This is a genomic window from Xanthomonas campestris pv. campestris str. ATCC 33913 (assembly GCF_000007145.1).
Lineage (GTDB): Bacteria > Pseudomonadota > Gammaproteobacteria > Xanthomonadales > Xanthomonadaceae > Xanthomonas > Xanthomonas campestris.
Map to the genome: position 1 here is coordinate 2,115,852 of NC_003902.1, position 12,577 is coordinate 2,128,428.

The 12,577-nt window shown below is 65.1% G+C and carries 10 protein-coding genes and 1 pseudogene; 4 read left to right on the top strand and 7 right to left on the bottom strand.

Going from position 1 to position 12,577, the window contains the following annotated elements; all coding sequences use genetic code 11:
• Positions 1 to 638: 638 nt before the first annotated feature.
• Both XCC_RS09460 and XCC_RS09465 read left to right on the top strand, forming a co-directional pair.
• A pseudogene (locus XCC_RS09460) lies at positions 639 to 956 on the top strand (metallophosphoesterase N-terminal domain-containing protein); the annotation flags it as partial.
• Positions 957 to 1,086: 130 nt separating this feature from the next.
• Entirely contained in the window at positions 1,087 to 2,673 is a 1,587-nt protein-coding gene (locus XCC_RS09465) for a calcineurin-like phosphoesterase C-terminal domain-containing protein (RefSeq protein WP_011036986.1), read from the top strand.
• Between the two features lie 190 nt (positions 2,674 to 2,863).
• Here XCC_RS09465 and XCC_RS09470 read toward each other — a convergent pair whose 3' ends face one another.
• From XCC_RS09470 to XCC_RS09495, 6 genes are all read right to left on the bottom strand, one after another.
• The gene (locus XCC_RS09470) at positions 2,864 to 3,913 is read right to left on the bottom strand and encodes a C13 family peptidase (RefSeq protein ID WP_019237693.1); all 1,050 of its coding nucleotides are present in this window, start codon (positions 3,911 to 3,913) and stop codon (positions 2,864 to 2,866) included.
• Positions 3,914 to 4,268: 355 nt separating this feature from the next.
• Complete coding sequence (gene mtnC / locus XCC_RS09475) at positions 4,269 to 4,967, bottom strand: acireductone synthase (RefSeq protein WP_011036988.1); 699 nt, start codon at positions 4,965 to 4,967, stop codon at positions 4,269 to 4,271.
• A 2-nt stretch (positions 4,968 to 4,969) separates the two neighbouring features.
• Entirely contained in the window at positions 4,970 to 5,536 is a 567-nt protein-coding gene (locus XCC_RS09480; protein ID WP_011036989.1) for a 1,2-dihydroxy-3-keto-5-methylthiopentene dioxygenase, read from the bottom strand.
• A gap of 33 nt (positions 5,537 to 5,569) precedes the next feature.
• The gene (locus XCC_RS09485) at positions 5,570 to 6,223 is read right to left on the bottom strand and encodes a methylthioribulose 1-phosphate dehydratase (protein ID WP_011036990.1); all 654 of its coding nucleotides are present in this window, start codon (positions 6,221 to 6,223) and stop codon (positions 5,570 to 5,572) included.
• A 667-nt stretch (positions 6,224 to 6,890) separates the two neighbouring features.
• A complete protein-coding gene (locus XCC_RS09490) occupies positions 6,891 to 8,321 on the bottom strand; it encodes an amino acid permease (RefSeq protein ID WP_011036991.1) in 1,431 nt (476 codons plus the stop codon).
• A 73-nt stretch (positions 8,322 to 8,394) separates the two neighbouring features.
• Positions 8,395 to 9,867, bottom strand: a complete 1,473-nt coding sequence (locus tag XCC_RS09495) for an amino acid permease (RefSeq protein ID WP_016944570.1) — start codon at positions 9,865 to 9,867, stop codon at positions 8,395 to 8,397.
• Between the two features lie 173 nt (positions 9,868 to 10,040).
• Between XCC_RS09495 and XCC_RS09500 the strand changes: the two genes are divergently transcribed.
• Positions 10,041 to 10,592, top strand: a complete 552-nt coding sequence (locus XCC_RS09500; protein WP_011036993.1) for an NUDIX hydrolase — start codon at positions 10,041 to 10,043, stop codon at positions 10,590 to 10,592.
• A gap of 106 nt (positions 10,593 to 10,698) precedes the next feature.
• Positions 10,699 to 10,980: a hypothetical protein gene (locus XCC_RS09505; RefSeq protein ID WP_011036994.1), complete on the top strand. Its 282-nt coding sequence runs from the start codon at positions 10,699 to 10,701 to the stop codon at positions 10,978 to 10,980.
• A 211-nt stretch (positions 10,981 to 11,191) separates the two neighbouring features.
• Here XCC_RS09505 and serA read toward each other — a convergent pair whose 3' ends face one another.
• Entirely contained in the window at positions 11,192 to 12,433 is a 1,242-nt protein-coding gene (gene serA / locus XCC_RS09510) for a phosphoglycerate dehydrogenase (protein WP_011036995.1), read from the bottom strand.
• Positions 12,434 to 12,577: the final 144 nt, after the last annotated feature.

A 12,577-nucleotide genomic window follows, 5' to 3' on the forward strand; every position in this document is an offset into this window, starting at 1 on the left:
CACCAAAGCATCTCGTAGGAGCGCGCTTGCGCGCGATGGGTTTTATCGATAACGCCTCGTCGCGCGCAAGCGCGCTCCTACGCAAAGCGGGACTGCCACAGACCTTATCGCAGCCAGTCGCATCGTCGCTGCGCAGCGCCTCTTGTTGCTGCGCACCGCTAGGCTTGTGCGATGCAATGGCGTCGCCGGAATCGCGGCACAAGGTGATTCGCGTGATAGCTAGTGCACCCCGTAGGAGCGCGCTTGCGCGCGATGGGCGTTACCGATAACGCCTCATCGCGCGCGAGCGCGCTCCTACGTAGAGCTGGGCTGCCGCAGATCTGATTGCACTCAGCTCCTCGTCGCTGTGCACTGCATCTCATTGACGCGCGCGGCTGGGCCTGGTCAATGCAATGGCGCTGTTGGAAATCCCGGCACAAGGTGATTCGCGTGGTAGCTAATGCACGTCGTAGGAGCGCGCTTGCGCGCGATGGGCGTTACCGATAACGCCTCATCGTGCGCAAGCGCGCTCCTACGCACTGCGGATCCGACATCTCATCGCGCAGACACCCCCACGCGTCGTGATGACCTACCCACCCGACACTGCGGTGGCCCAGCAGGCCCCGCTACAATTACGGCTGGTTATCGCGGGAACACCCATGCAGCTTCGTTTCGCTCTCCTGGCCCTGGGCCTGCTCGCAGGCACTGCGCATGCGCGCGATGTCGTGGTCGATGGCTTGGTGTTCGAAGAGCGCGACGGCACGCCGGGGCGGGGCCGTGATGAGCCTGGTCTTGCCGATGTCATCGTCTCCAATGGGCAGCAGCTGGTGCGCACCGACGCGCAGGGCCGCTACCGTCTGCCGGTGCGCGAGGGCCAGACCGTGTTTGTGATCAAGCCGGGCGATCGCAGTTTCGTTCCCGATGCCGATGGCTTGCCCGGGTTCTGGCGCCATTACGCGCCCAAGGGCTCGCCCAAGCTCCTACGCACTGCGGATCCGACATCTCATCGCGCAGACACCCCCACGCGTCGTGATGACCTACCCACCCGACACTGCGGTGGCCCAGCAGGCCCCGCTACAATTACGGCTGGTTATCGCGGGAACACCCATGCAGCTTCGTTTCGCTCTCCTGGCCCTGGGCCTGCTCGCAGGCACTGCGCATGCGCGCGATGTCGTGGTCGATGGCTTGGTGTTCGAAGAGCGCGACGGCACGCCGGGGCGGGGCCGTGATGAGCCTGGTCTTGCCGATGTCATCGTCTCCAATGGGCAGCAGCTGGTGCGCACCGACGCGCAGGGCCGCTACCGTCTGCCGGTGCGCGAGGGCCAGACCGTGTTTGTGATCAAGCCGGGCGATCGCAGTTTCGTTCCCGATGCCGATGGCTTGCCCGGGTTCTGGCGCCATTACGCGCCCAAGGGCTCGCCCAAGCGCAAATACAGCGGCATCGCTGCCACTGGCACCAACGCCCGCAACTGGAATTTCGCACTGACCCCGCGCGTCGCCGCGCAGGCAAGCGGCTTCCAGATGCTGGTGTTTGCCGACAGCCAGACCGCCAGCCTGGCCGATGTGGACTACTACCGCCGCGATATCGTCGCGCCCATCGTCGGCAAGGTCCCCGCGCGCCTGGGTACCACGCTGGGCGATATCGTCAGCGACGATCTGAGCCTGTACCCGGCCTTGAACAAGGTCACCACGCAGCTGGGCGTGCCGTGGTTCCATGTGCCGGGCAACCACGACCTCAACTTCGATGCGCGGGATGACCTGCAATCACTGGACAGCTGGCGCGCGATCTATGGCCCGGACACTTATGCGGTGGAAGAGGCCAACGCGAGCTTCGTGTTTCTGGACGATGTGATCTATACGCCGGGCGCCAAGCCGGCGTACGTCGGCGGCCTGCGCGAGGATCAATTCGCCTTTCTGCAGGCCTACCTGGCGCAGCTGCCGCGCGAGCGCCTGGTGGTGTTGGGCCTGCATATCCCGTTGTTCGATGCCGCGCCCGGGCAGGAGACGTTTCGCCATGCCGATCGGCGTCGCCTGTTTGCGTTGCTCAAGGACTTCCCGCACGTGCTGGTGCTGAGCGCACACAGCCATACCCAGCGGCAGGCGGCGCACGGCGCCGATGAAGGCTGGCAGGGCGCGCGTCCGCTGCACGAATACAACGTGGGCGCGGCTTGTGGCGCGTTCTGGTCCGGGGTCAAGGACGCCGACGGCATCCCGGATGCCACCATGAGCGATGGCACCCCGAACGGTTATGCGGTGCTGCAGGTAGCGCCGGGTGGCGACTACACGCTGGCGTATCACGCCGCGCGTGCGCCGGACGATGCGCAGTTGCTGCTGAGTGCACCCAAGGTGTTGCGGCAGGGCGCGTATGCGGCCTGGGGCGTGTACGCAAACGTGTTCATCGGCGATGCGCAAACGCCGGTGGAGATGCGCATCGACGGCGGCGCCTGGCAGCCGATGAAGCGGGTGGAGCGGCCCGATCCACGCGTGCTCGCCGAGAACACGCGCGACGATGCAGCCGAGCAGCTGCGGGGGTACGACCGCTCACCGGAGGCCACGCCCTCCACGCATCTATGGCGGGGCGCATTGCCGACCACGCTGGAGGTCGGCGCGCATACCGTCGATGTGCGTGCCACCTTGCCTACCGGCGTGCAAAGCGCGCGCACCACCTATCGCCTGGAGCGCGCCACGCCCTGAGTTCGGCGCGCAGGGCGCACCCCACAAACGCGAACGCCTCCACGAGGGAGGCGTCTTGGATCCGGGCTGGCAGGCGATGGGCGCGCTGGCGGGGATCGGTGCTGGCTGGCGTGTCGCTGGCTGGCCCGGCAAGTCTAAAGATGCGCGGCCGCCGGTGACGTAATGAGAATTAGTCGCAACCTTTAGCGCATCACGGACGCTTCGGTTGCGGCGCTACCGTGGGCTGCGCAGGCTTGGAGGGCGCAGCGTCTTTGGTGTCGGCGGGGGTGTCGCCCTGATCGGCGACCGCGTCATCCGCGGCTTCGGCAATGACCGGCGGATACGGATATGCCAGCGCCGGCCCCGGCTGGAACCCGGCACGCCAGCGCGCCAGCACGGCCCCGATATCCTTGCCGACCGACTGCTGCGGCAATGACGGCAGCTCGCCGTCCTCCTTTTCGCGTGCAGTGATCGCCACCTTGGCTGCATCGAACGCCGCCACTGGGTCCGCCACCTGGTTCATCGCATCGATCAACCAGGCCTGGCCGAAGTAGGTGGCGTTGGAGGTGTTGCCACAGCCGAATGACGGGCGGTCGGCACGTGCCGCGGTGAGCACCAGCGTGGTGGCAGAGCGCAGCGCGGGAATGAAGCCGCCCGAATAACACGCCGACAGCACAATGACACGGTTGCCGATGCCGGCATCGTCCAGCGCCTTGCGCAGATCCTGCGGGCTGATGAAATCTTCTTCGTTCTGGTCGACCTGCACATACAGCGTGTGGTCTTCGGTGCCGTGCGTGGTGACGAACAGCAGCAGCGCGTCTTCCTTGCGGTCCATGCGCTTACCGATCGCCGCGAGCGTGTCGTAGAGATTGTCGTAGGTGGCTAGCGGTGCGTACGGGCGCTCGCCGAGATTGTCCGGGTGATTCACCAGCGTGATCACGCGGCCACGGGCGTCGAAGCGTTGCTCGAACAGCTGCTTGAGGTAGAGCGTTTCATTGCGGAAGACGTCGTCGCTGGCATCGCCGGCAAAGCCCACCACATACAGATCGGTGACGCCTGGGCGTTGCGGCGCCAACGTTGTGAGCGCGCTGGTGAGCGTCGCTTGGTCGACCGGATCGACCTGCGCGTCGCTGGCGTCTTGCTGCGCCGGTAGCGCCGCGCCGGCATCCGGGTGGCAGCCGGCAACCAGGGCCACCAGTGCGGTCAGCAGCAGCAACCGGCGCAACAGGGCAGGCGGACCGGATCGGGATGACTGCAACATGGAGGACGCCAGGACCGGAAAGATGCAGATGTAGCGCTTGCGCAGGCGGATAACAAGCCGAGGCGGCTGGCGTCGTATGTAGCTGATCGGTGATCCAACGCGAAGGGGCCGCACACTGGCGTTGCGGTAGGCGGGCGTCATGCTGGCTTGCATGAGCGGCCGTGTTGTCGACTCAACTTACCGAGCCGCCAAGGGCGCCTGCAGCTGCGCTCTGCAGTCAATACAAGCCAGCAATCTGCTGTGGACACGCTCGCCGTGATCAACAGGCGCACCGTCACCCCAGCTTCCGCACACTCACGGTGCCGCCCACGCCAACAAAACCGCGCCATCAACCGAAGCGATGGCGCGTGGCCAGTTACAGCACCAACTGCGTGAAGCTTTCCACGCGCTGGTGGCTGCCCACATCGTCCGCCGAACGCGGGGTGGGGTAATCCTCCAGGCGGTCGAGCAGCGCGGTGCGCATGCCGGCGCGCTTGGCAGCATCCAGTTCCTCGATCACGTCAGACAGGAACAGGATCTCCGGCGCCGGCACGCCGATGCGTTCGGCGATGCGGCGGTAGCTGGAACTCTCGCGCTTGGGGCCCACCTCGGTGTCGAACCAGTCGCTCACCAGGCCGCTCAGGTCGCCGGCATCGCTATGTGCGAAGAACAGCTTCTGCGCCGGCACCGAACCGGACGAATACACGTACAGCGGAATACCTTCCGCATGCCAGGCCTGCAGCTGGATCGCCGCGTCTGTATAGATATGCGCGCTGAAATCGGCGGTGCGGTAGCCGTCCTCCCAGATCATGCCCTGCAGGGCCTTGAGCGCGGTGTGCTTGCGGTCTTCGTCGATCCAGGTCTGCAAGGTGGTGATCAGCACCTCGTCCGGCACGTCTTCGCCGATCTCGTCGGCCACCTGATTGAGCCAGTGCCGCACCTGCGGGTGCCCGCCGTGCTCGCGCACGTAAGCGGGCATGGCGCGGCGCGCATACGGGAACAGCACGTCCTTGACGAAAGAGATGCTGCTGGTGGTGCCTTCGATATCGGTGAGGATCGCTTGCGGTCGTGTCATCGTCAGCTGGCCTTTGGAGGTTTCTCGGGGGCGTAGCGGGGGAATTGTTTGGCGATTTCGGTGCCGGTGAAGTGGCCGACCCAACCGTCCGGCTCGGTGAAGAAACGGATTGCCACGAAGTGCGGCTCCGGGCCCATGTCGAACCAATGCAACGTGCTGTCCGGCACCGCAATCAGATCATCTTTGACGCATTCGATCTCGTAGACCTGCGCGTCCACGTGCAGCGTGAACAACCCGGAGCCGGCCACGAAGAAGCGCACCTCGTCTTCCTTGTGGAAGTGCTCATCCAGGAACTTGGCACGCATTTCTTCGCGCTTGGGGTTGTCTGGCGCGATGCTCACCACGTCCACGGTCTTGAAGCCGCGCTCGGCGCTGATGCGGTCGATGTCGGCGCGGTAGGCGGCCATCACCTGTTCGGGCGATGCACCCGGTTCGACCGGCTGGCTGGCGTGCCAGCGCTCGAAGGTGACACCAATCTTGCGCAGCTCGGTGGCGATCTGCTCACCGTCGCGGCTGTCGAAGTGCGGGGTGGTCGGGTTGGAATCGGCAAAAATACGCAGTCGGCTCATGGCGGTCTGGCTCACACGTGGGGCGGGGAGGGCTTAGCGCGGACTGCGCAGCTTGAGCAGCTCGAGTTCGCAATGCAGCAGGAATTCGAATGCCTCCAGATGACGGCGTGCCTCGGCCATGTTGCGGCCCCAGGCATACAGGCCGTGTCCTTCGATGAGATACCCCCACATGCTCTGTTTGTCCAGCAAGGCCTCGACCTGCGCGGCCAGCACCTGCATGTCCTGGGTGTTGGCGAACACCGGCACATCCACCGCGGTTTCGTGGGTGGTATTTCCCTCGAAGGCCTTGAGCAGTTCATAGCCTTCCAGGCGGATCACGCCGCTGCCTGCATACAGGCGGGAGGCAATCGTCTGCACCGGCGAATGCGTGTGCAACACGCAGCCAATCTCCGGGAACCGGCGATACAGCTGGGTGTGCAACAGGGTTTCGGCAGACGGGCGCAACGGGCGGCCCACGGGCTGGCCATCGAAGTCCACCACCATGATGTCTTCTTCGACCAGGCGGCCCTTGTCGCGTCCGGAGACGGTGATGGCCGCGTGCTGCTCGTCCAGGCGATGGGAAAAATTACTGCTGGTGGCAGGCGTCCAGCCGGCCTGGGCCAGCTCACGGATATTGCCGATCAACAGCTGCGCCAGCTCGTGCAAACGGGCGGCGCTATAGGGCAGGGGGGCAGTGGTCGCATTCATGCGCCTATTCTACTGCCCCACCGGATTACGGTCAGGTGCAGCGCAGCAGGGGCTGTTCCTGCCGCGCTCGGATCGCGAATGGCTGACGGAATGTAACGAGCGTGCGTCTGGCAGTGAGCGCAGTGGTTTTGTTCGTTGTCTCTTTTTGGGTTCAGTCAGAAGCCCGTGTCAAACGCTGAGTGGGTCGGGCGCGCGGTGCCCTCACCGCTCGCGGGACACGCCGTGAACCCGTCCCTGGGGGCTCGGTGGCCGCATCCATGCCGCCACACGGTCCCGCAAGCGGCGAGGACACCGCACCAGACGGTTGGTCGGTGGCCGCATGAACAGCCGCTTGTCGCACCTGTGTCGGATGTCGAACCAGCACCAGCATCAAAAAACGTGCATCACGTAGGGCGCTTTGCTATGCACGTCGACCATCTCGACCGGTCCTTGCCCGCACAGCACCGCGGGAAATGACGCGGCATGGATGCCGCGTAAGAGCCGACGGGGACATCCTCGCGAAGTGTCCTGCGATGGTGGGCGGGCCAGGGTCCTTGCAGCAACGCCGCAGATCAGAGCCTTGGAGGCCAAGCCACAAATCAGCCGCCCTGCAACGAAGGCTCAGATCGCCCGCTCCCCTAGGGGGCGCGCAGCCGTTTTGTCAGTCCCTGCTGGCCCGCGCGCGTGCTCAGCGGCCCTCGCGCAGGCGGCTGTGGCGATAGCCGTAGCCGAAATAGACCACCAGCCCGACCAGGGTCCATAGCCCCATCAGCATCCAGTTGTGCAGCGTCATCGCCGACAGCAAGGCCAGGCAGCTGAGCACACCGGCGCTGCAGATCAGCCACGCGGCCGGCATGCGGAACGGACGCGGCAGTTCCGGATGGGTGCGGCGCAGGATCAGCACGCCCGCACACACGGCGGCGAAGGCGATCAGCGTGCCCATCGAGGTCAGCTCGCCCAGCACATCCAGCGGGAAGACGGCCGCAAGCAGAGCGATGCCGATGCCGGTAATCACCGTGTTGATGTGCGGCGTGCGGTACTTGGGATGGATGCGCGTGAACACCGCCGGCAGCAGGCCATCGCGCGCAATGATCATGAAGATGCGCGGCTGCCCGATGATCATCACCAGCACCACCGACGACAGCCCGATCAGCGCACCCACTTCCACCACCACGCGCAACCAGGCCAGCTGCGGATGCGCGGCCACTGCGGTCACTACCGGCTCATCGGTGCCCAGCTGGGTGAACGGCACCAGGCCGGTCATCACCGCGGCCATGGCGATGTAGAGCACGGTGCAGATCACCAGCGACAGCATCATGCCGATCGGCAGATCGCGTTGCGGACGGTGCGATTCCTGCGCCGCCACCGACACCGCCTCGAAGCCGATGTAGGCGAAGAACACCATCGCCGCGCCACGCAGCACACCTTCCATGCCGTACTTGCCCGGTGCTTCGTTGGCGGGGATGAAGGGATGCCAGTTGGCCGGGTCCACGTACTTCCAGCCCGCCGCAATGACCAGGATGATCAGCCCGGTTTTGAGGATCACCATCGCCATGTTCATCGCCGACGACTTGCGGATGCCGACATAGCACAGCCAGGTCAGCAACAACACGATGCCGGCGGCGGGCAGGTTGGCGATCGCGCCGGTGCGCTGCAGCTTGCCGTCCAGCGGTGCGCTGACCAGGGCGGCCGGCAAATGGATGCCGAAGTGTTCCAGCAGACTGAGGAAATATCCGGTCCAGCTGACCGCGACCGCCGAGGCAGAGACGCCGTATTCCAGCACCAGCATCCAGCCGATGAACCAGGCCGCCAGCTCGCCGAAGGTGGCGTAGGTATAGGTGTAGGCGCTGCCGGAGACTGGCACCATCGCCGCAAATTCGGCGTAGGCCATGGCGCAGAACGCGCAGCAGATCGCCGCGAGCACGAACGACAGCACGATCGCCGGGCCGGCATGGTCGGCCGCGGCCTGGCCGGTGATCACGAAGATGCCGCCGCCGATCACCGCGCCGATGCCCAGGGCGGTCAGCCCCCAGGGACCGAGCGCGCGTTGCAGGCCCAGCCCGTCGGCCGCCTCATGGCTGGCGTGCGGGTGTTTGGTGGCCCAAAGTTGTTTGAACATGGAGCGGTTCCGGCTTGGCGCTGCGCGCGATCGTTGAACGAGAAGACCGGCGCGAACGCCGGTCTTGAAAGGGTCAGGCCTTGCGAGCCAGACGGCTATGGTGGATGCCGTAGCCGAAATAGATGACCAGGCCGATCACGGTCCAGCCCACGAACACCTTCCAGTGTTCCTGGAAGGCCTGGAAGAACAGGGCCAGGCACGCAAGCGTACCCAACGGACAAACTATCATTGCCAGCGGTACACGGAACGGACGCTCCAGCTCGGGCTTGGTGAAACGCAGCACCATTACGCCGGCGCACACGGTGGCGAAGGCGAGCAGGGTGCCCATCGACACCAGTTCACCCAGCACGCTGAGCGGGATCAACCCCGCCAGTGATGCGGCGACCACCCCCACGATCACGGTGCCGACATATGGCGTGTGGAATTTCGGGTGCACCTTGCCGAACAGTTTGGGCATCAACCCATCCTTGGCCATGGTGTAGAAGATGCGCGGCTGTGCCATCAGCATCACCAGCACCACCGAGGACAGGCCGGCGATCGCGCCGATCTCCACCGCAGTCTTGAGCCAAGTCAGTTGCGGGTGCGCTTCCAGCGCAGTGGCCACCGGCTTGGCAGTGCCAAGCTGGGTATATGGCATCAAACCTGTCAGCACTGCACACACGATGATGTAGATGATGGTGCACACCGCCAGCGAGCCGAGGATGCCGATCGGCATGTTGCGTTGCGGGTCCTTGGTTTCTCCAGCCGAGGTCGATACCGCATCGAAGCCAATGTAGGCAAAGAACACGATCGAGGCAGCGCGGAATACGCCGCTCCAGCCAAATACGCCTGGGGCGGTATTTTCGGGAATGAAAGGATGCCAGTTGGCCGGGTCGATATATGCCGCGCCGAAGCCAACAAACAGACAGATCACTGCGATCTTGATCGCCACGACAATTGCGTTGATGAAGGCCGACTGGGTAATGCCGACATAGCACAACCCACTCACCGCAGCCACGATGAGCACGGCAGGCAGGTTGAGGATGTTGCCAGACGCCACGAATTCGCCATTGATCCAGGCAAGCGGGGCGTTGGTCAGCTCTGTGGGGAACGGAAGACCCAGCGTGCCGGTGATGAAGCTGATCAGATAGGCAGACCACGCCACCGCGACGCTTGACCCTGCGAACAGATATTCCAGCACCAGGCACCAGCCAATGAACCAGGCGATGCCTTCTCCAAGCGTCGCGTAGGAATACGAGTAAGCACTTCCGGAGACCGGCATCATTGCCGCGAACTCGGCGTAACACAGGCCGGCAAACGTGCAGGCGATACCCGCGAAGACAAACGACAGCATCACCGCTGGCCCAGCATGGTTGGCAGCCGCCTGGCCGGTCATCACAAAGATGCCTGCGCCGATCACCGCGCCGATGCCGAGCATGATCAGGTGCTTGGCGGTGAGGGTCCGTTGCAGCGTCGCTTCGCCCTGCAGGCTGCCTTCGACCGGTTCGCCCGCATCCACACGTCCGGCGGGCTCGATCGGTTTGACCCTCAACAGAGACTTCAGCATTCGGTACATCCTAAGTGGCAGAACGAAGGCGCGCGCGCCTGGGCGAAGTGTGCGCCGCATCCCGATGGGACAGGCAAGCGGCCTACCTTGCCAAAGCTACACGCTCACGACAAGCGCGTACGCAGCATGAATGGCGATAATGGTCGCTGGTCCATGACAACCGGGAACAATAGATGGTGGATGCACCCCTGCGGCAGCAACTGACGGTCTACCGCGCCCGCTGGCCGAACGAGTCCGAGGTGGCCGACCAGTTCGAGCAACTCCTGGACGATGCCACCGATCCGTTCGTGCGCGAGCGTGTCGAAGGTCACTTCACCGGCTCGGCGTGGGTGGTCGGTGCCGATGGCACCCGCACGCTGCTGACCCATCACCGCAAGCTGCAGCGCTGGCTGCAGCTGGGCGGCCACGCCGATGGTGACCGCGATCTGGCTCAGGTGGCACTGCGCGAGGCGCAGGAGGAATCCGGCCTCACCGGGCTGACCCTGGCCGACGGCCTGCTGTTCGACCTGGATCGGCACTGGATCCCGGCCCGTGGCGAGGTGGCCGGCCACTGGCATTACGACGCCCGCTACGTGGTGGTCGCCGGCGCCGACGAGACCTTCCAGGTCAGCGAAGAATCGCTCGCTTTGGCGTGGCGCCCGATCGCCGAGCTGCTGGCCGACCCGGAGCTGGATCCGTCGATGCGGCGCATGGCCGAGAAGTGGATGGTGCACGGCGGCAGCTGATGCGCCGGCGACGGGCGTTGCCGGGCCGGCTTGCGCGGGCGCCGAGCGTCCGTTGGCTGGGCGGGCATGGCGGGATTGGGTACCCTTGGGCGCCCGTTGCCTGTCCATGCCCATGTCCCGCACCGCTGCTTCGTTCACTTACCGCTTGGCGTTCCGCCCGGTCGACGACCGGATGGACTCGGCCGAACTGGCGCGTACCGTGCAACGGGCGCTGCTGGCGTTGAGCGGGCCGCCGCATGGCGTGGCGATCGTCAGCCTGCAGCGCCCGCCGCGCGAGGATGGCGACGGCCTGTACATGGAGGCGGTCACCACCGGCCCGGAGCGGTGGTATTTGAAGGCCGACGACTATCTGTTGAGCGAGGGCTTGCGCGGCGAGTTGCAGCCCTGAGGGGCTGGGATTCGGGATTCGGGATTCGGGATTGGGGATTGGGGATTCGCAAGCGCGTACGTCGCGTGATCCGCTCTTGCGCGCTTGTTTTGGCGGTGTGCGCATTCGCTTTTGCGCCACCGCAATCGATCCAAGCCAGATACCTGTCAGAGAAAGGGCTCGCCAGCGCCGCCACTCTTCCCGATCCCAAATTCCGAATCCCTAATCCCCGTCAGTAGAGAACCCGCGTCCGCAAGGTGCCGGTGATCTGACCCAGCTCGTCCTTCAACACGCCCGCCAGCTCCTCGCTGGCGCTGACGTCGATCACCACATAGCCCACCTTGGGGTCGGTGCGCAAAAACTGACCATCGATGTTGAGGTTGTGGCGCGAGAACAGTTCGTTGATCTGCGACAGCACGCCCGGCACGTTGCGGTGGATGTGCAGCAGCCGCAGGCTGTCGGGGTGCTCGGGCAGGGTGACTTCAGGGAAGTTCACCGCCGACAAGGTGCTGCCGTTGTCGCTGTAGCGCACCAGTTTGGCGGCTACTTCCACGCCGATATTGTCCTGTGCTTCCAGCGTGCTGCCGCCCACGTGCGGGGTCAGGATGACGTTGTCGTGCGCAATCAACGGGGACTCGAACGCATCGCCATTGCCCTTGGGCTCGATCGGGAACACGTCCACGGCCGCGCCGCCGATCTGGCCGGAGGTGAGCGCCGCATCCAGTGCATCGATGTCGATGACGGTGCCGCGCGAGGCATTGATCAGATGCGCGCCGGGCTTCATGCGGGCGATTTCTGCCGCGCCGATCATGTCCTTGGTGGACGGGGTCTCCGGCACGTGCAGGGTCACCACGTCCGAGCGCGCCAGCAGGTCGTCCAGGTCGATCGCCGCGCGCGCGTTGCCCAGCGACAGCTTGGTTTCGATGTCGTGGAAAATCACCTGCATGCCTAGCGATTCGGCCAGCACGCCAACCTGGGTGCCGATGTGCCCGTAACCAACGATGCCGAGCACCTTGCCGCGCGTTTCGTGGCTGCCGGCGGCCGACTTGGACCAGCCGCCGCGGTGGCATTGCGCATTTTTCTGCGGGATGCCGCGCAACAGCAGGATGGCCTCGGCGATGACCAGTTCGGCCACGCTGCGGGTGTTGGAGTAGGGCGCGTTGAACACCGGAATGCCGGCCAGTTCCGCCGCCTCTAGGTCGACCTGATTGGTCCCGATGCAGAAGCAGCCCACCGCGATCAGCCGCTTGGCGTGCGCCAGCACATCGGCGCTCAAATGGGTGCGCGAGCGAATGCCGACGATGTGCGCCTCGGCGATGCGCGCCTTGAGTTCGTCCTCGGGCAGGGACTTGGCGTGCAGCTCGATCTGCGAGTAACCGGCGGCGCGGAACACGTCCACGGCGGTCTGGCTGATGCCTTCCAGCAACAGGACGCGGATGTCCTGCTTGGGAAACGAGGTTTTCTTCGGCGACATGGTGGACGCACTGCAGCAATCGGGCCGGCCACTATGCCAGATGGGGTGGGCGATTTGGCACCCGCAGTGCCTGCGGTGTGACGCCGCAGCCCTTGTGCCGCAACGGTTTCAGCTGAATCCAACGCTGCGCGTACGCAGGTTGAC